This window comes from Aliivibrio sp. S10_S31, from assembly GCF_014694495.1.
In the GTDB taxonomy this organism is placed as follows: Bacteria; Pseudomonadota; Gammaproteobacteria; order Enterobacterales; family Vibrionaceae; genus Aliivibrio; species Aliivibrio fischeri.
This window is the reverse complement of the sequence record NZ_JAAUWR010000019.1, coordinates 17,991-38,171: the sequence shown is the minus strand read 5'-3', so window position 1 is coordinate 38,171 and position 20,181 is coordinate 17,991. Positions and strand designations below refer to the sequence as shown.

Below are 20,181 nucleotides of genomic sequence, written 5' to 3'. Positions count from 1 at the left end.
CACTGAGTATCAGCAAGTGTTTAATCTTTTTGAATGAGAGGAAGAAGTGTAAAAAAGGAATAAATACCAGTATTTTACGTGATAGACTATAGGATTATAGCTTGTATATGCGCGATTGAGAGAATTTATGTTTCATCCAGTATCAGTATTTATAGGATTACGATATTTAAGAGGTCGTTCTGGCGATAGATTTAGTCGCTTTATCTCTTATATGTCCACAGCCGGTATCACCATAGGCGTGCTTTCTTTGGTGACAGTATTGTCTGTGATGAATGGCTTTGAAGGTCAATTAAAAGACCGTATTTTGGGGGTGTTACCTCAAGCGGTTATCTCTAGTACCGATAATCAAATTACACCATTAGATGATGAGCGTGAGTATGTAGCAAGTTTGCCTCATGTGACCCAAGTTACGCCTGTTGTACGTGGTGAAGCCATCATTCAAAGTGCTCGTGGGTTAAGCGCGGGAATGCTGGTTGGTATTGATCCGAATGAATACGATCCTATTGCTTATGAATTAATTTCAGGAAATGTTCGTCAACTTGCAGCCGGTGAATACGGTATTTTCTTAGGGTCGAAATTAGCACGAGAATTAAGCGTTCGATATGGTGATACGGTTCGTATTATGGTGACCAATGCGAGTCAATATACACCGTTAGGGCGTATTCCTAGCCAACGCAATTTTAAAGTTGTTGGGGTATTTAATACTGGTTCTGATGTTGATGGTCAGTTAATGGTTGCTAATATTCAAGATACCGCTCGTTTAATGAAGCTGAAAAAAGGCAACATAACGGGTTGGCGTTTGTTTTTTGAAGACCCATTTCAAGTGACCGAATTAGCGAAAATACCATTAGAGCACGATATGACATGGAGTGATTGGCGTGATCAACGTGGTGAGTTATTCCAAGCGGTAAAAATGGAAAAAAACATGATGGGATTGATGCTAGGGTTAATCGTCGCTATCGCGGCCTTTAATATTATCTCAGCACTGATTATGGTCGTGATGGAGAAACAAGCGGAAGTCGCTATTTTAAAAACTCAAGGCATGACGAGTAATCAGGTGTTGGCTATCTTTATGGTGCAAGGCGCAAGCAGTGGTGTTATTGGAGCGATTGTTGGCGGTACCTTAGGGGCTCTTTTTGCCAGCAATATTAACGTGATTCTCTCTACTTTAGGTTTGTCATTATTTACCGTAGGTGGCTCATTACCAGCAGAGGTTGAACCATTACAGGTCTGTGTAGTCATTATCCTAGCAATTTTATTAAGTTTATTAGCGACCGTATTCCCATCTTATCGAGCAGCAGTCGTACAACCAGCAGAGGCATTAAGATATGAGTAATCCATTATTAGTTTGTCAGGGTATCCGTAAGATTTACCAAGAAGGCGCGATGGAAACTGAAGTGCTTAAAGGCGTGGACTTCCAAATTAATGAAAGTGAGTTAGTGGCGATTGTTGGGTCATCAGGCTCGGGTAAAAGTACACTGCTTCATATCTTAGGCGCGTTGGATGAACCAACGGCAGGTACGGTGCATTTCCAAGAGAATGAATTGACGAAGTTGAGTGCCAATAAACAAGCTAAAATTCGTAATCAGCATATTGGTTTTGTTTATCAATTTCACCATCTGCTTGCTGATTTTAGTGCACTAGAAAACGTAGCGATGCCATTACTTATTGGTGGAGTAAATAAGAAAGAAGCTGCGAAACGAGCCACTGAATTACTGGAAAAAGTAGGGTTAGCCCACCGTATTGAACACCGCCCGTCGGAACTTTCAGGTGGTGAGCGTCAGCGTGTTGCGATTGCTAGAGCCTTGGTGAATAAACCGGCTTTAGTATTAGCGGATGAACCAACTGGTAACCTAGATCATAAAACGGCATTAGATATTTATAATTTAATGCGCGAGCTTAACCAAGAATCAGGCACGGCGTTTTTAGTTGTCACTCACGATAATGAATTAGCCGCAAAATTGGATAAGCAACTAAGTATGCAAGATGGTCGCTTTATCACAGAAACCGTGCGTTCAAGTTTAGCTCAAGAGATGGAGGCGTAATGTTTTCACCGCTTTCTCTTTTTATCGGTAGTCGTTTTGCACGGGCGAAGCAACGAAACAAAATGGTGTCGTTCATTTCTATCTCGTCTACTTTAGGTATTGCGATTGGCGTAGCCGTCATTATCATTGGTTTATCTGCCATGAATGGCTTTGAGCGTGAGTTGCAAAATCGTGTCTTGTCAGTTATTCCACACGCAGAGCTTGAGGGCGTAAAAAAACCGGTGACTGATTGGCAATCTATGATGATCCAAGCTAAAAAACACCCAAAAGTCACAGGCGCGGCACCTTATGTTCGTTTTACCGCTTTATTAGAAAGAGGCAGTAAATTAAAAGCGGTGGAAGTTAGAGGTGTTGAACCTTTACTTGAAAATTCTGTATCTAAATTACCTGAGTATATTGATAAAGCCGCTTGGAATGCGTTTGAGGCCAATAAACAAAGCGTGATTTTAGGTAAAGGCGTGGCGGATACACTTAATGTGAAAGTTGGGGATTGGATAACAGCGATGATCCCTGATGAGAATGCAGATAGGAAATTGCGTTCTCCAAAACGCCAGCGTTTACAGGTGGTGGGTTTACTTTCTCTTGGTGGACAAGTTGATCATGGCTTAGCTATTGTTCCTCTTAAGGATGCACAGCAATACATTAATTTAGGTGACAGTGTCACTGGTGTGTCTTTACAAGTAAGCAGTGTACTTAATGCTCAAGATATTGTACGCGAAGTAGGTGGTACATTAAGTGAATACGTGTATTTACGCAGTTGGATTCAAAAATACGGTTATCTGTATCGTGATATTCAATTAGTACGCTCCATTATGTATTTAGTCATGGTGCTCGTTATTGGGGTGGCGTGTTTTAATATTGTATCCACTCTCATGATGGCGGTAAAAGATCGCGCTGGAGATATTGCGATTCTTCGTACCATGGGGGCTAACGATGGCCTGATTAAACGGATATTTGTTTGCCAAGGGATTTTCTCTGGCGTAACAGGGAGTATCGCAGGTTCTGTTTTAGGATCGGTAGTGGCATTGAATTTGACTCCAATGATTAAAGCGCTTGAATCTCTTATTGGTCATCAGTTTTTATCTGGGGATATTTATTTTGTAGATTTTCTGCCGTCGCAATTGGTGTGGAGTGACGTGGCGATTGTCACATGTACTGCGATCTTATTAAGCAGCATTGCCACTTGGTATCCTGCTCGTAGAGCGAGTCGATTGCAACCCGCTGCAGTATTAAGCTCAAAATAAAATATAAGTTTTTAGTAAGACCAAAGCCCTTAGATATATTCTGAGGGCTTTTTTTATGTGATTTAAAAATTCCTAACTATACTTATAGGATATTTAAACTAGGTATATAAGCAATAGGGAAAGGCATTATAGAATTTAATTAATTCATATTGATAGAGGTTAGATATGGATATACATGATAATAATCGTATTTCAATGTATGTTATTGGAAATGATATTCCAATTAATTGTCAGGACCTTGATTTTATATATGTTAATAATTTAGATGAATTAACATTAGATTCTCCTTCAGTAATAATTTTAGCTTTAGAACCTAAAAAACAGAATCAAGCATTACTCTCTTTACATCAAGATTTCCCACTCTGGAATAGCCAAATCTATGTTTTGCAAGAGAGTACATTAACTGAATACCTCTCTGATGGCATTTTTGATCCCTTCAAGATTAAAGATCAATGGAAACAGCATCAAAGTAAATTATCTTTTATTGAAGAAGAACCAACAGATAAATTACTGGCGTGGTTATGGCTTGGGTTGGATCGGCGTTTATTGCCTTTATGCCAAAGTGAGAAAAGAGAACTCTATTATTATCCTTTATTACATTGTTATTTTGGTGAGGATTATGAGCCTTATCATTATTTTCAATTAGAGGAAAAAAGAGGGTATTTAGAAAAGCTTAATACCGTAGATAAAATAAGATTATGTTCATCTTGTCATAGCGGACATTTAAATTACATTGAGACTTGCCCCGACTGTAAGAGTACAAACATCGAAGAGATATTATCACTGCATTGTTTCACTTGTGGTCATGTGGGTAAAGAGCAACGTTTTGTTAAACAAGACAAACTTCAGTGCCCAAATTGTTTTACTAAGTTACGTCATATTGGTGTTGATTATGATAGACCGTTGGAGCGCTATCAATGTCGAGATTGTCAGTTATCATTTTCAGAATCGGTAGTGAGAGTTCGATGTCTTTCTTGTTTCCATATGAATGAAACCAGTGAGTTAATAGCAAGACCAATTAATCAATTTAAAGTGGGTGAGCAGGTTAAAGGTCTTATGATGTATGGTTGTCGACCGATAGAGCAAGCACTCTCACTTAACGGGTTAATTGACCAAAATTCATTTCATAATTTGTTGGTATGGATAAATAAGCTAGCAATAAGACATGAACAGCACCATTTATTATTAGGGGTTCAATTATCCGGAATTGATAGCTACTCAAAAGAGTTTGGTGAGATAAAGCGGATACAGTTAATCGATGAAATATCATCTCATTTTAATGGGTTGCTGAGAGATACAGACATTTGCTGTCAATACAATTCAGAACTGATGTTACTTCTTATGCCAATGACACCAAGAAGCTCACATAAAATTATTGAAGATAAAATCGCCAATATTGCCAGTGATATTGAGTCTGAATTGGTGACTCTTCATTTGTACATTTGGGAATTGCCTGCCCCTTCATTGAGTAATAGTGCTTCAGTATGGTTAGCTGATTTGCTTAAGGATATATGATGGCTGAATTTCAATATATTCTTTATTTAATAACAGGTACGTTGACGACATATTGGGAGTTAATGCTAACCTTTTTGCCTATATTATTACTCGTTGAAGTCCCGCTTTTATTGCTCATTTTTATTGGTATTTTGCATTGGTCATGGGGAGCGAATGAAGTAAGAAAACATGCACACCCATCAATCAGTTTTATTGTTACTTGTTATGCAGAAGGTAAAGAGATAGAAAAAACCATTGCTACTTTGGTTGAGCAAATCTACCCAAACTACATTGAAATCTTAGTTGTGATTGATGGTGCAAAGGAGAATAAAGAGACGTATAGAACAGCCATTTCTTTGATTAAAAAATACAAAAACATACCGAATAAAACCATTAAAATTCTTCCTAAATGGCAGCGTGGTGGACGTGTATCAACCCTTAATGCTGGGCTATCAGAAGCAAAACATGAATTGGTTATCAATGTGGATGGAGATACCTCTTTTGATAACAACATGGCTCTTAAAATGGCGCGAACATTTGCAAACCCTAATGTTATTGCTTGTGGAGGTGCGTTAAGGGTAAGAAATCGAGAGAGCAGTTTTTGGACAAAAATGCAGTCACTCGAATATATGATGTCGATGCAGAGCAGTAAAACAGGAATGGCAACATGGGGCTTATTGAATAATATTTCTGGGGCATTTGGTGGTTTTAGACGTTCAGTATTGAAACAGGTCGGTGGCTGGAATACACATACAGCAGAAGATCTTGATTTAACGATTCGTTTAAAACAATACAAAAAACGATACCCAGGAACTCGGCTTAACTTTTCTCCTAGAGCGATTGGACATACTGATGTACCAGATACATTTAAAGGTTTAATGAGCCAAAGATTACGTTGGGATGGCGATCTTCTGTTTGTGTATTTACGAAAACATAAACATGGGTTACGCCCAAAATTGTATGGATGGGGAAGTTTTGGTTACACCTTAGTTTATGGTGTTTTACAAGCGGTATTATTACCGGTATTAATGACACTGTTTAATTTTTATATATTTATATTTTATCCAACAACAGTGGTTCTCGCAGTCCTAAGCTGTTTATACGTCATTTATTTGGTATTCATTGCCATGACCTTTCTTATCTATCTCAGCTTGATTTCCGAACGGATCCAAGAAGACCGTGAAATGCTTTTATGGTTATTGATATATCCATTCTATGCTTTGTTTATGCGGTTTGTTACTGCATTTGCCATGATAAATGAAATTGTTAGACGAAGTCATGAGGAGTCAAGTATGGCTCCATGGTGGGTACTCAAACGTGGTAAGAGGTTTTAACGATTATGGATGTTAAATTTCATTTAGAAAAAAAGAATAAACCGACCTCAGACAACGGTATGAAAGTGCTGTATGGAATGGAAAAACGTGGAGCGTATCGTTTTAGATGGTATTTGATACTCGCAATTATTCTTAGTCCTATATTTTTTATGATTTATACCTTTGCAAAACAACATTTATTTACTGTAGCTCCTGGAATAATCACTACAGGACCAGTGAACATCACAGCATCTCAAAATGGCTCAGTAAAGTTAATTGATGTGAAAGACAGTGAGTTTGTTCTTGAAGGCCAATTGCTAATGGAGTTGGATGCGCCCATTTTAGAGCAAGAAATTGAATTTATAGAAAATGAATTAGAGCAATTATACCAAGAGCAAACGCAAAAAATTACAGAAGATTTTGGTCCGTATATTAGTGCTATTGGGGCAGCAAAGCTGAATTTAAAAAAGATAACGAAAATCAAAGTCAATTATGATCAATACGCAAAAGAGGGAAAAGTATCACAAGTGGATTATGCCGCAATTGTTGGTATTTATAACACCGCGCAAAATAACCTTACTAATGCTTATATCGCATTGAATCAAGCTGAAATCGCACAAAAACAACGCTTACTAGCTGGAGGTGTTGCTCAGGTTACTCGCGAATTAAATCAAGCATTAACAACGAAAAAAAATCAACTTGATGCATTGTCAATTAGAGCACCATATATGGGGTTGGTGATTGATATTAATGCCTTGAAAGGACAACAGATCAGCATTGGTGACCCTTTAGTTACAGTATCACCAGATGTTGCTCCTTATGTTATTAGTTATTTAGACCCTAAGCACATTGAAAAAGCAAAATTAGGTGCATTAGTAACGGTTAAACTTCCTAATGGTAAAAAAGTAGAAGCGAGAGTGTCATCTGCTATTGGTTTAACTTCAAAACTTCCTATTCAGTTAGCAAAACCTTTTGAAGGAGCTAAAGCTTTACTCAAAGTTAAAATTACGTTTTTAGGTGGTTTATTAGAAAAAGAGTGGGTAGAAGGTATGCCTGTAGAGGTGTATTTTTAGTATTTTTATCAAGTTAGTATAATTAATGAACAACGTTAGTTTTTACCTATCAATACAATAACTAAAACTGATTAGTAATAAAGAGAAGTTGCTCTTATTATACAAAGATACTTTGCTGTGTATCGGATAGAAAAATAATGACAATTTCGGACAACAATACCATCGTAATTTTTGGCGCTTCGGGCGATCTTACTTATCGAAAGTTGATCCCGGCTTTATATCATTTGTATGCCAGTAATCAACTTCCTTCTACGTTTTCCATTTTAGGCGTAAGCCGAACTCAATATGATGACGAGTCATATAGAGAAAAAATGAAACAATCATTAAGAGAGTTAGAGAAAACGGAACCTGAAATTTTAGATGCGTTTTGCCATCATTTGCATTACCAAGCACTGAACACATCAGACGTTGATGAATATTCAAAATTGGCGTGTAAATTAGACCAACTTGCTGATAAATACCAATTAGAACAACAAAATACACTTTTTTACTTAGCAACACCCCCAAGTCTTTATGGCGTGATCCCATCGTGTTTAGCTGCTCATGGATTAAATGATGAATCTAATGGCTGGAAACGCTTAATCATCGAAAAACCATTTGGTTACGATTTGGCGTCAGCACTAGAACTTGGTAAACAAATTCATCAATATTTTGAAGAGCATCAGATATATCGTATTGACCATTATCTTGGTAAAGAAACGGTTCAAAACTTATTAGTACTGCGTTTTTCAAATGTGATGTTTGAACCTCTGTGGAACCGTAATTTTATTGATTATGTCGAGATCACAGGCTCTGAGTTTCTTGGAGTAGAAGAGCGTGGTGGTTACTATGATGGTTCTGGTGCAATGCGTGATATGTTCCAAAATCATTTGCTACAAGTATTAGCAATGGTTGGAATGGAATCGCCTTCAGCAATTAATGCGGATTCGATGCGTGATGAGATTGCTAAAGTACTACAAAGTCTTCAACCACTGACAGAACAAGATCTACGTAATAACCTTGTATTAGGTCAATATACTGAATCTGAAGTAAGAGGAAAGTTCTTACCAAGTTACCGTGATGAACAGGGTGTTGCTGATGATTCTCGTACTGAAACCTATGTTGGCTTAAAAATGTTTATCAATAACTGGCGATGGAATGGGGTACCATTTTATGTTCGTACTGGTAAACGCCTTCCAACCCGTGTAACAGAAGTTGTTGTTCATTTTAAAAAGACGCCACATCCAGCGTTTGCAGAAAATGCTCCTGAAAATAAATTAGTGATCCGCATTCAACCTGACGAAGGTATTCAAATGCGTTTCGGCTTGAAAGAGCCAGGTTCAGGCTTTAATGTGAAAGATGTATCAATGGACTTCCATTATCAATCACTGGCAGAGACACAAATGCTGACAGCCTATGAACGTTTGCTATTAGATGCGTTAAATGGTGATGCTACGTTATTTGCACGAAGTGATGCGGTAAATGCATGTTGGAAATTTGTTCAACCGATACTCGATTTTAAACAAGATCCACAAGCTTTATTTGGCTATGCGTGTGGCACTTGGGGACCAAAAGAAGCCGATCAATTATTGGAACGTGATAATAGAAAGTGGCGTTTTCCTTGTAAGAACTTAACAGATACGGATTACTGTGAATTATGATTAACCATAAAATATTTGAAACACCACAAGATGTAGTGACAACGCTAGCCGATGAGCTAAAGCAATTAGGTGAACAAGGAAAGCCTATTCACATTTCATTATCGGGTGGTAGCACACCAAAGATGCTTTTTTCACTTTTAGCATCAGAGACTTATGCTAAAAATATTCAATGGAATAATCTTCATTTTTGGTGGGGGGATGAGCGTTGTGTTACTCCTACTGATCCAGAGAGTAATTATGGAGAAGCAAATGAATTATTGTTTTCTCGTATCGATATTCCACTAGAAAATATTCATCGTATTGAAGGCGAGAATGAACCTCTAGAAGAAGTGAATCGCTTTTCTAATGAGATGAGAGAATTGATTCCGTTAGAAAATGGGACCCCAGTTTTTGATTGGATTTTATTAGGCGTAGGAGCAGATGGTCATACGGCATCATTATTTCCTAATAAGACAGATTATAACGATACAAACTTAGCCGTTATTGCGACTCACCCAGAGTCAGGACAACAAAGAGTATCGAAGACAGCAAGAGTATTAGAAGCAGCTAAACGTATTAGCTATCTAGTGTTAGGTAGTGGTAAAGCTGAAATTGTTCAAGAAATTCATACTAAACCGGCAAATGAGTTGCCATACCCGGCAGCAAAAATTCACTCAGCGTTGGGTGAAACTGAATGGTTTTTAGATATAGATGCAGCGGCTCGCATTATTAATAAATAGAAGTTCGAGCATAACGCAAATTTTTGGAGTAAAGATATGAAAGGCGATATTGGCGTAATTGGTCTTGCAGTAATGGGCCAGAACCTAATTCTAAATATGAACGATCACGGTTATAAAGTGGTAGCGCATAACCGAACTGCTGAAAAAGTAGATGAGTTCTTACAAGGTCCTGCAAAAGGGACAAATATTGTTGGTGCATATTCCCTTCAAGAGTTAGTCGATAAATTAGAATCACCACGCAAAATTATGCTAATGGTACGAGCTGGTGATGTTGTTGATTCATTTATCGATAAGTTGGTTCCTTTATTAGATAAAGGCGACATCATCATTGATGGTGGTAATACAAATTTCCCAGATACTAACCGTCGTGTTGCTGCACTGAAAGAGAAAGGAATTCACTTTATTGGTTCTGGTGTCTCAGGTGGTGAAGAAGGTGCTCGTTTTGGTCCTTCAATTATGCCAGGAGGTTCACCTGAAGCATGGCCATTTGTTAAACCAATCTTCCAAGCTATTTCAGCGAAAACTGAAAATAATGAGCCTTGTTGTGATTGGGTTGGTAACGATGGAGCTGGTCACTTTGTAAAAATGGTTCATAACGGCATTGAATATGGTGATATGCAGCTTATCACAGAAGCATACCAGTTCATGAAAGATGGCCTTGGTATGACGCACGATGAAATGCAGTCTGTTTTTATTGAGTGGAACAAAACCGAGCTAAATAGCTACTTAGTAGAAATCACTTCAGACATCTTAGGTTATAAAGATACAGACGGTGAACCATTAGTGGAGAAAATCCTTGATACTGCGGGCCAAAAAGGCACAGGTAAGTGGACAGGAATAAATGCATTAGATATGGGTATTCCATTAACGCTAATTACAGAATCTGTATTTGCACGCTGCTTATCATCATTAAAAGATCAACGTGTAGAAGCTGAAGAGTTATTTGGTAAGAAAAAATCAATTGTTGAAGGTGATAAACAAGTCTGGATAGAAGCATTACGCCAAGCACTTTTAGCATCAAAAATCATCTCATACGCACAAGGCTTTATGTTGATGCGTGAAGCGTCAAACGAGAATGGTTGGGATCTAAATTACGGTAACGTGGCATTGATGTGGCGTGGTGGCTGTATTATCCGTTCTGCATTCTTAAGTAATATTCGTGATGCGTACGATATTGATCCTGAACTTTCTTTTTTAGGTTCAGATAGCTATTTCAAAGGTATTCTAGAAAATAGTATGTCTGCATGGAGAAAAGTAGCGGCAAAATCGATGGAAGTAGGGATCCCAATGCCATCAATGACATCAGCATTGACTTTCCTTGATGGTTATACAACAGCTCGTCTTCCTGCAAACTTGCTGCAAGCGCAACGTGATTATTTTGGTGCTCATACTTACGAGCGTGTAGATAAACCAAAAGGTGAGTTTTTCCATACGAATTGGACAGGTAAAGGCGGTGATGTATCGTCGACAACGTATAATTCGTAGCTGTTATCTTTCATCAATAAAATAAAAAAGCCCCTAACTTGTATGAGTTAGGGGCTTTTTATATTGAATTAATTTAACAGATTTTTTTACGACGGTATTTTTTTAAACAGTAACCACTGATAAAGCTACATACTGCAATCGCCAGTGTGATGACTGGTGCTGCCATTAGTGCCATGGTGATATATTTCGACAGTTTTTCCGGTAAAAATGATAATGAATAACCGAAACCAGTTAGTAATAAAATCCAAATAATAGCGCTCATCCAAGCAAAATAATGGAAGCGAGCAGCTTGTTGCATTCGTAGTCCCATCATTAACGGTAGAAGAGGGCGAACAACAGGAATAAAACGAGCTACAAAAAGAGCAATTAGCCCATGTTTAGTCAACAAAGAGTCAACTGTCTGTAATCTGTGTGGTGGAACTGCATTAATCCATTTCTGAATTGTTGGAAACTTATGCAACCAACGACCTTGTATAAAAGCTAATTGACTACCAATTGCCGCGGCCATGATAAGACCAGCAACAATTACAGGGTAGCTAATTACATTAGCAGCAGCTAGAGAACCTGCAAGAATAACAACACTATCACAAGGTAGTGGTGCAGCTGGAATAAAAGCACTTTCTAACCAAATAAATAGAATCAAACAAAAGTAGATCATCGTCATACTTGCTGGGTTTTGTAGAATTGTGAAATCTTGTTGCCATAAAGCCGTTAGAATCGAAATAAATGAATCAAACATCGTCATTCTCCAGACGAAAATTAAGCCGAAACTTGTTGTGACAGATAGGTCGAGAGTAAGGTAAGTGATAGATAAAGTCACTAAGAATTTTCACTGTCATAAAAAGTTCACATAAGGTAGATAAACTAGATGATTCAACAAGTTGGGTCAACATTTCCTTACAAATGTGCGTAAATTGTTACCAATAGATAGTAGGTTTACATTTTTGGTGAAGCGATAGAGGCACTTATCGAAAATTAACTGTTTTTATATCTTCGTTTTTAGAAATAAAATTAATGATAATTATTATATGCAATGCAATGTTGCATATAATATCAAAAAATATATTTTTATATAAATATCGAGTGTGAGCTAAGTGTTTGTATTTGATAGTTTTTGTTGTGTAGGTAATTATTCTTCAACTGTTTTCCCTAATTCTAGCAATATAATTAACTAAGTAATTACGTATAATTTGATTGATTATTCGTATGGAGTATATTTCTCTCACCTAACTAAACCAATTAATCAAATCAATAATAATAGATTTATTGGTAGTTAGATTTTGTTTCATATAACCATGTTTACTTCAAATTAATGAAGAGAGCATTAAGTAGTGTTAATCATTAACTACCGGAAATAAAAAGATGAAAAAAATATATTTAGCTGCGTTTGTATTTGGTGTTTTTTCTGTATCGTCTTCAGCTGAAATGATGCCTTATATCGGGGGAAATATAGGTATTGGTGGTATTACTTCACCAGATGCTGATATTGACAACATGAACTATTCTCAAGAATCAGGGAAGTTGGCTTGGAGCCTGAATACTGGTCTATTATTTAACTCTGAAATGAATAATAAATTTCAATACGGTGCAGAAGTGAGCTATTCGACTTATGCAACAAATGAAAATCGTTTTGAAAATTTGAAGTTTGACTATGATGGCTACAACATTGCTGCATTAGGTGTAGCAAAGTATAACTTCAATAAGAAATGGAGTATTTTTGGTAAAGCGGGTGCAGCTTATACAGTTCAAGAGCTAACAAGTAATGTAAACGTTTTTAATAAAAAAGAATCAAAAGTATTGCCAAAAATCGGTTTAGGTGCGTCGTATAACATTACAGATAACTTTGCGATTAATGCTAGCTTCGAGCATATCTTTGGTGATGACTTAGCAGAGTTTACGAATAAACCAAATAACCATCAATTGTCGGACTACACAAATGTAGGATCGGTGAGTACTATGTATATTGGTATGGGTTATTCATTCTAATTATTTATAGTCTTATTTTTTTTAGTTTAGATTATACCTTGTAAATAAGACGTAAACTAATTAACAATGAAGTAGGGTATTGCCTATTTCAGTTATGAAATAGGCTACCCTATATTTGCTCAAAAATTAAGTATAAACAGCATTTCTGTATTATGTTTGTTCTCTTTGTGTTTATACTTTGTTTTTTATTGGTTTTGGTTTTGAACAAAGTTAACGAATATAGATAAGTTGGTCTCAATATATTGACAATAAAGATGAATAGGTTTATTTATGGCTTGTATTTAATTCGATAACTGTTAAGTCAGGATGATATGGTTTTTAAACTCAATGAAATCTATTGGGATCCAGCAACAAAAAAATTGTACGATACGCTAGAAGATGCAGTTAATGGTAATAATGAATATGGTTCAACAACGCCTTTAGTTTCTGCAATTCTGACTTTGTTAATTAAAGAACATCCTTCTATTTGTAAAAATGAACATATTAAAGATGTACTTTGGGGGACTCAGTGGATATCAAATGAAAGCATTCCTCAGTTAATTAAAAGAACAAGAGTATCAATAAAAGACACGAATAGACATGTTATCGAAAATGTAAAAGGTAATGGTTACAAAATAAACAATGTAGAAGAGATTAGAATAAGTTCAAATAGCATACAATGTACAGAGAAAAAAACGTCGTATTCTAAACTAAAAGAAACATCTATTTTTGTATTTTCGATCATCATTTTCATTTTATCTAGTTCAGCATTAATATTCTGTATAGAAAAACATGTGTTTTACGATCTGATTCCTTTGCAAGAGATAAAAAAGATCAAAGACTTTGATTTAATTAAAATCTCTGAAGATAAATTTTTAATTAAAACTAAAGACCAAGAGTGCGAATTGAATCTTAAAAATAAAATTGCTCGATGTAAAATATGAAAAGTCAAATATCGAAAACACTAATTGTTTTTTCTGTAATTAATTTACTCATAATAATAATATGGCATAAATTTTATCGAGTAGATTTAGTTGGAACAATAACAATAAATGAAAAACAAGTTAACTATGTAAAATATGAAAAGTATTTAGATTCTGTCAATGTAGTTAATACTAAGTACAGTGATGATATAGCTGTTCCTGCAACAAGTACCGCAACAAAGTATTTTGTTGATTATAATTTATCTCAAGGTAAATTATATGCATATGATGGAACGAATTATTATATTTTAAATATATATTCATTAGGTGATTCTTGTTTTGTAACACTTCCAGCAGGAAGTGGTAGTCTCAAAAAAATTGGTTTTTCTTGCAAATACAATAATTAATTATTATCAATAATTTGATTGTTATTTATAGAGTGTGTTTAGGGTACATAATTGAATTCAACAATTTCTTTCTTATATCAACCAAAAGTACAGAATGGAAGTATTATCGGTGTTGAAGCTTTACTAAGAGTTCCTGGTGTTACAAATATTGAGAGCTACGTTTCAATGGTAACAAATAAACCTTTGTTTGATTATACAATAATAAGGAAAGTATTATCAGATAGAAGGGAATATCATGAAAACATTGGTTGCTCTTTTCCGGTATCTATAAACATTTCGATACAGAGTTTAGAATCAGATTATTTTATTGATAAAACAGCTAAGTTACTGAAAAATGAACCTAATGTAACATTGGAGATAACTGAAAATGACAGTTATTTATCTTTAGAACGCGTTAAAGAATCGATGGAAATACTTAAATCATTAGGTGTTAAGTTTTCTTTAGATGATTTTGGTAAAGGCTTTTCAGATATTGAGCAAGTATTGTCATTAGATCTTGATGAAATAAAAGTTGATGGTTCTTTAGTTAATGATATTGAAAACAATTTTTATAAGTTTAGGCATTTAAAATATACGTTAGATGAATTAGAAGACATCAGTAATTTCAATATTGTTATTGAGCGAGTTGAGAATAAAAAACAAGTTAATTTAATTGAATCACTGGGTAAAAAAATATCATATCAAGGATACTATTTTTATAAACCAATGAATTTGTTTGACTTACCAATAGCGACACCGGAACCTCATAAAGAAGAAAAACATGAACCTAAGTTATTGTTAGAAAAATTAATTTATGAATTGATCAAAACCGATAACGATAATGAGTGCGCACAGTTAATTAATGATATTCACTCTGTAGATACATTTAATAATCTTGGTTCTAAGGTTTATGATAGTTTAACAATAACAGAAGTAAAAAAAAGCATACTAAAGAAATACAATAAGATAGCGCTTAACCCGAATAGTCCCGAAAATTTGTTTTTCAAATCATATCTTAATTGTATGAGTCGCTTAGTCATAATCCGAGATTCTGAAGGTAATGCTTTATTCAATAATCAAGCTCATATTAATTTTATGAATGTGGACTTGGTAGGGATGCCTTTAGAAAGCATTTATGAAAAATTTGAACAATACGAAGGTTGTATTGCAATAGATAAGGAGTTGATTGAATCAAAATCCAACTTCTTAGCGGTAAGAGAAGTTGTCGATTTTGATGGGCAAACTAAATCGTATTATACGTTTAGGCAGAAAATTAACCACTATGGAAAAACACTAATAATTACAATCGTTTATGATGAAGACGATAGGGATTCGTTTCCTAGGGATGCATTAACAGATTGTTTTGATAGAACCATTCTGAACAGCTACTACATGAACCAATTTAACATGGTTGCTTTCATTGATATGGATGGGTTTAAAAAGGTTAATGATAACTTCAGTCATAAGTTAGGTGACGATTGTTTAAGTAAATTTGTTATGTATTTAAAACATGAATTAAGAAAGGAAGATCTTATCATTAGATACGGTGGTGATGAATTCTTGATTTTTACTCAATGGGATGATCGACATACATTTGAAAGTCGCTTAAATCTGATAAGGAATAAAGTCGAAAAGCTGTTTAAATCAAACAATATAGACTTGTCATTTTCATACGGTATTGAAGATTTATCAAAAGGTATGGAAATTGCGATTAACTGTGCGGATGAAAAAATGTATGCCGACAAAAGCAGAAAATTACAGTGAGTTCTACTAGGTATAAAGCATTAAGACTAAAAAGAATCGGCATTGTAGTGATGCTGTCATTTATTTATATGAGTGTCGGATATTTTATTTTTGATTTAAGTAATAACCTTACTGAAGAAAGAAATAAGACGAATATGCGACACTTATTAAAAAAATATGAAAGTGAAATTTTAATAAAAGTAAATGAATACTTAACCTTATCAAAAGTTTATAAGTATATGCTTTTTAAGAATGATTCTTTCATATCAAAAAACGACTTCACTTCAATATCTAAGAACTTAATCGAAAAAAACAAAGTAATTAAGAGTTTACAATTAGCGCCTAATGGCACAGTGAAATATGCATATCCAGAGAAAGGAAATGAAAATGTGTATATCGATTTGTTTACAGATAAAAAAAGAAGGGGAGATGCTATCTATGCTAGAGATAATAGAGTCAGTATTATGTCTGAACCACTTGAATTATTCCAAGGTGGGATTGGACTAATAATTAGAACACCTATTTTTGTTGGCAAGGATTTTAATACGTTTTGGGGTTTTAGTATCATTATACTTAAGGTAAATGATTTCTTAAATACTTTATCATTATCTGAGTTATGTGATGGCGGATACAACTATAAACTGAGTGTGATACAAAAAAATAGTAATAACAAAATAGTTATTAGTGAATCATCACCTGATGACTTAGTAAATGCTGTTGAACATGAATTTAGTGTTTTAAACCAACATTGGTTGATATCCGTGGGTTCTCCAGGTAAATGGATTAATGAATTGGAATATACCTACAAAACCTATATTTTAGTTTTCTTTGTTTTTGCTTTATCACTTATAACTTACATGTTTTATCGCTTGTTGATAAAAAAAGAAAAAATGTATGAACTGTCTTATGTTGATTCATTGACTGGTATTTATAATCGAAGAGCATTTGATAAAGATGCTAAGAAGAATTTTAAGAGTTCCATCTTATTTTTCTGTGATTTAAATGGTTTTAAAAAGATCAATGATATTTATGGTCATGAAATCGGAGATCAACTACTCATTGAAGTATCTAAAAGGATGACTTCTTTTATCGATAATAAAGGTACGGTATATAGATTAGGCGGTGATGAGTTTTCAATACTCTTAAATAAAAATGAAAGTGTTGACGTTGATGTATTTATTAATAATTTATTTGAAATAATATCTGAGTCTTTATCACTTAGTGATGTTGTAATAAATATAGGCATTAGTACAGGTTACAGTGTTTATCCAGTTGATGGCTTAATTCTAGAGGATTTAATCCGCATAGCTGATAAAAGAATGTATCAAGCAAAGTTTCAATATAAAAATAGAAATAAAGTATAAATCTAAAGTTCTGTTTCTTATTTATCTTATATAGATAGTCATTTCCCTTTTTGGGGATGACTATTTTTTATCAAACGTTAATACCAATTATTTTTGGTTTGCTGCACAAATGGTTATTTTATGAAGATGGAAAGTTCAGTGTCTATTCCTGTTTATGTTATCGGTGAATCTAAATCAGTGTATGGAAGTGACATTAATATAATTCATGTAAAGAGTGCTGATGCTCTTTTATTACACGGGCCAGCTATTTGTATTGTGTCATTACCACCTGAAGAACAAGATAGAACATTAGAATATCTGCATTCTAAATTACAGCTATGGAATTGGCATATATATGTATTAAAAGCGAGCAAGTTAAGCTCTCATCTTTCCGATGGAGTATGGACACCGACTAATGTGGCTGAACAGTGGATGCTACATAAAGCGAAGTTAGCTTTGATAAAAGATGAACCTCTGGATAAATTGCTTGCTTGGCTTTGGTTAGGCACTGAAAGGTGTTTAAAACCATTGTGTGACAGCAGTAAAAAAGAACTTTATCACTATCCACTGATAACTGCGTACATTGGATATAAAAATGCATCCAATAATTATCTTCAATTAGAAACTAAAAGAGGGTTTCTAAAGAAAGAGTATACAGTGGATCGAATTCGATTATGTCCATCGTGCAATAGCGGTCATCAAAACTATATTGAAACATGTCCATCATGTAAGAGTGTCGACATAGAAGAGATGGTTTCATTACATTGTTTTACTTGTGGGCATGTAGGCAAACAAGATCACTTTATGCAACGTGGGAAATTAGAATGTCCTACTTGTTTAACTCAATTGCGTCATATTGGGGTAGATTACGACAGACCGCTTGAAAGCTATAAATGTTTGGATTGTGATTATAGTTTTTCAGAATCGGTTGCTCGTGTTCGTTGTTTGTCTTGTACCGACAGTAATGAGATTGATGATTTAATCACCCGTCATATAAGTACCTATAAAGCGGGTGATCAGGTTAAAAATTTAATGATGTATGGGCATCAATCTTTTCATCAAGAGTTAACACTAAAAGGGCTTATTGATGAGGATTCATTTGATAATTTGCTTGTATGGATAAATAAATTGGCAATTCGTCACCAGCATTCACATATCTTATTAGGGATAAAGCTCGCGGGCATTGAAGAATATTCTGCCCAATTTGGTGAAACGAAATTGATGAAGTTGATTGATCAAATATCGAATGACCTTAACTCAATACTACGTGATACCGATATTTGCTGCCAATATCGCTCAGATATGATCCTATTATTAATGCCGATGACTCCAATTGATTCATTACCAGTTTTGCAAAAGAAGATTGAACTCATTGCTGAAAAAATTGAGTCAGAGTTGGTGCTTCTGAATGTTCATATATGGTCTTTGCCTAATGTATCCCTTCAGGATGATGCGGCAAAGTGGTTAGTTGATGAACTTGGTACTATTGAGTAATGAGTGAATTTGAATACATCTTTTACTCAATAGTGGGGATGATAAGTGAAGATACAGAATTAATATTTATATTATTTCCAATCATGATCTTAATCGAAATGCCCCTATTTATTTTAGTTGCGAGTGGTGTTTTGCGTTGGTCTGTTAATTTATCAGAACTAGAAGCAACATCGTGCCCTTCAATTAGCTTTATTATTACTTGTTATGGAGAAGGGGAAGCCATTAGTGAAACGATCGATACACTGGTTGAGCAGATTTATCCTAATAAGATAGAAATTTTAGTTGTAGTGGATGGTGCCAAACAAAATGCGGAGACTTATCAAGCAGCCTTATACGGTGCTAACAAGCATCAGCATAAGCAAATGCGTACCGTTAAAGTCATCGCTAAATGGCAAAGAGGTGGCCGTGTATCTACCTTAAATGCTGGTTTATCGGAAGCAAAAAATGATTTAGTCATTAATGTTGATGGAGATACTTCATTTGACAACAACATGGCATGGGAAATGGCTAAGCAGTTTTCAGATCCAAATGTTTTAGCCTCTGGAGGCGCACTTCGTGTCCGAAATTGGGATGCTAATTTATTAACCAGAATGCAATCTCTTGAATATATGATGTCCATGCAGACGGGTAAAACCGGAATGAGTAATTGGGGAGTCTTAAACAATATCTCTGGTGCTTTTGGTGCATTTCGGATTGAAGTGATTAAGCGAGTTGGTGGTTGGGATACTCATACGGCTGAAGATCTCGATTTAACCATGCGACTAAAACAATATAAAGGACGACATCCAAATAGCCGTTTAGCATTTACTCCTCATTCGGTTGGGCATACTGATGCTCCAGATACGTTAAAAATATTGTTAATGCAGCGGTTAAGATGGGATGGCGATTTACTTTTTCTCTTTTTAAGAAAACATAAACAGGGATTAAGCCCGAGTTTGTTAGGTTGGGGCAACTTTGTTTATACGTTAGTTTACGGTGTAATTCAAAACGTGGTTCTACCATTATTAATGGCATTGTTTAGTTTATATGTTTGTTTAAGTTATCCAATTACATTTGTACTCTCAATGCTTTTGTTTATTTATCTAATATACATAACATTTATTGTTTTAACTTTTTCAATTTACATTGGTCTTGTTTCAGAAAGACCGAAAGAAGATATTAAATTATCAATATGGTTACCTCTTTATCCTATATATGCATTTTTTATGAGGTTAATAACTGCATTTTCAATGGTAAATGAAATAACTAGAAGAAGTCATGAGGAGTCAAGCATGGCACCTTGGTGGGTACTTAAACGTGGAAAAAGATTTTAAA

At 35.0% G+C, this 20,181-nt stretch carries 17 protein-coding genes; 16 read left to right on the top strand and 1 reads right to left on the bottom strand.

Translation table 11 applies throughout. The features are described from left to right. The first annotated feature begins 127 nt into the window (after positions 1-127). The 9 genes from lolC (at position 128) to gnd (ending at position 11,013) form a co-directional block, all read left to right on the top strand. Positions 128-1,336, top strand: a complete 1,209-nt coding sequence (gene lolC / locus HC728_RS15585; RefSeq protein WP_012534995.1) for a lipoprotein-releasing ABC transporter permease subunit LolC — start codon at positions 128-130, stop codon at positions 1,334-1,336. Next, positions 1,329-2,045, top strand: a complete 717-nt coding sequence (gene lolD / locus HC728_RS15580; protein ID WP_190395726.1) for a lipoprotein-releasing ABC transporter ATP-binding protein LolD — start codon at positions 1,329-1,331, stop codon at positions 2,043-2,045. The genes lolC and lolD overlap by 8 nt, the downstream gene beginning before the upstream one ends. Then, the gene (gene lolE / locus HC728_RS15575) at positions 2,045-3,289 is read left to right on the top strand and encodes a lipoprotein-releasing ABC transporter permease subunit LolE (RefSeq protein ID WP_065604583.1); all 1,245 of its coding nucleotides are present in this window, start codon (positions 2,045-2,047) and stop codon (positions 3,287-3,289) included. The genes lolD and lolE overlap by 1 nt, the downstream gene beginning before the upstream one ends. Positions 3,290-3,454: 165 nt before the next feature. Beyond that, positions 3,455-4,804, top strand: coding sequence for a hypothetical protein (locus tag HC728_RS15570; RefSeq protein WP_065604584.1), 1,350 nt, complete (start codon positions 3,455-3,457; stop codon positions 4,802-4,804). Continuing rightward, positions 4,804-6,117 carry a glycosyltransferase gene (locus HC728_RS15565; RefSeq protein WP_190395725.1) on the top strand — a complete coding sequence of 438 codons (1,314 nt, stop codon included), beginning with the start codon at positions 4,804-4,806 and terminating at the stop codon, positions 6,115-6,117. Before HC728_RS15570 ends, HC728_RS15565 begins: the two co-directional genes overlap by 1 nt. A gap of 5 nt (positions 6,118-6,122) precedes the next feature. After that, a complete protein-coding gene (locus HC728_RS15560; RefSeq protein ID WP_190395724.1) occupies positions 6,123-7,169 on the top strand; it encodes an HlyD family secretion protein in 1,047 nt (348 codons plus the stop codon). Between the two features lie 137 nt (positions 7,170-7,306). Then, positions 7,307-8,809: a glucose-6-phosphate dehydrogenase gene (gene zwf / locus HC728_RS15555; protein ID WP_065604587.1), complete on the top strand. Its 1,503-nt coding sequence runs from the start codon at positions 7,307-7,309 to the stop codon at positions 8,807-8,809. Beyond that, positions 8,806-9,528, top strand: coding sequence for a 6-phosphogluconolactonase (pgl, locus tag HC728_RS15550; RefSeq protein ID WP_005422610.1), 723 nt, complete (start codon positions 8,806-8,808; stop codon positions 9,526-9,528). The genes zwf and pgl overlap by 4 nt, the downstream gene beginning before the upstream one ends. A gap of 36 nt (positions 9,529-9,564) precedes the next feature. Further along, positions 9,565-11,013, top strand: coding sequence for a decarboxylating NADP(+)-dependent phosphogluconate dehydrogenase (gnd, locus tag HC728_RS15545; protein WP_065597529.1), 1,449 nt, complete (start codon positions 9,565-9,567; stop codon positions 11,011-11,013). 73 nt (positions 11,014-11,086) lie between these two features. Here gnd and HC728_RS15540 read toward each other — a convergent pair whose 3' ends face one another. Then, complete coding sequence (locus HC728_RS15540) at positions 11,087-11,752, bottom strand: DedA family protein (protein WP_011263333.1); 666 nt, start codon at positions 11,750-11,752, stop codon at positions 11,087-11,089. A gap of 623 nt (positions 11,753-12,375) precedes the next feature. On the opposite strand from HC728_RS15540, the gene HC728_RS15535 reads away from it, so the two are divergent. From HC728_RS15535 to HC728_RS15505, 7 genes are all read left to right on the top strand, one after another. Beyond that, positions 12,376-12,999, top strand: a complete 624-nt coding sequence (locus tag HC728_RS15535; RefSeq protein WP_005422614.1) for an outer membrane protein — start codon at positions 12,376-12,378, stop codon at positions 12,997-12,999. A gap of 311 nt (positions 13,000-13,310) precedes the next feature. Continuing rightward, the gene (gene tcpP / locus HC728_RS15530; protein WP_155654987.1) at positions 13,311-13,922 is read left to right on the top strand and encodes a toxin-coregulated pilus transcriptional regulator TcpP; all 612 of its coding nucleotides are present in this window, start codon (positions 13,311-13,313) and stop codon (positions 13,920-13,922) included. After that, positions 13,919-14,308 carry a toxin-coregulated pilus protein TcpH gene (gene tcpH, locus HC728_RS15525; RefSeq protein WP_012535119.1) on the top strand — a complete coding sequence of 130 codons (390 nt, stop codon included), beginning with the start codon at positions 13,919-13,921 and terminating at the stop codon, positions 14,306-14,308. The genes tcpP and tcpH overlap by 4 nt, the downstream gene beginning before the upstream one ends. A gap of 51 nt (positions 14,309-14,359) precedes the next feature. Then, positions 14,360-16,051, top strand: coding sequence for a GGDEF domain-containing protein (locus HC728_RS15520; protein WP_065639845.1), 1,692 nt, complete (start codon positions 14,360-14,362; stop codon positions 16,049-16,051). Positions 16,052-16,101: 50 nt separating this feature from the next. Then, positions 16,102-17,394 carry a sensor domain-containing diguanylate cyclase gene (locus HC728_RS15515; RefSeq protein WP_065639849.1) on the top strand — a complete coding sequence of 431 codons (1,293 nt, stop codon included), beginning with the start codon at positions 16,102-16,104 and terminating at the stop codon, positions 17,392-17,394. Between the two features lie 120 nt (positions 17,395-17,514). Continuing rightward, the gene (locus HC728_RS15510; protein WP_190395723.1) at positions 17,515-18,867 is read left to right on the top strand and encodes a diguanylate cyclase; all 1,353 of its coding nucleotides are present in this window, start codon (positions 17,515-17,517) and stop codon (positions 18,865-18,867) included. After that, the gene (locus HC728_RS15505; RefSeq protein WP_017018663.1) at positions 18,867-20,180 is read left to right on the top strand and encodes a glycosyltransferase; all 1,314 of its coding nucleotides are present in this window, start codon (positions 18,867-18,869) and stop codon (positions 20,178-20,180) included. Before HC728_RS15510 ends, HC728_RS15505 begins: the two co-directional genes overlap by 1 nt. Position 20,181 lies beyond the last annotated feature (1 nt).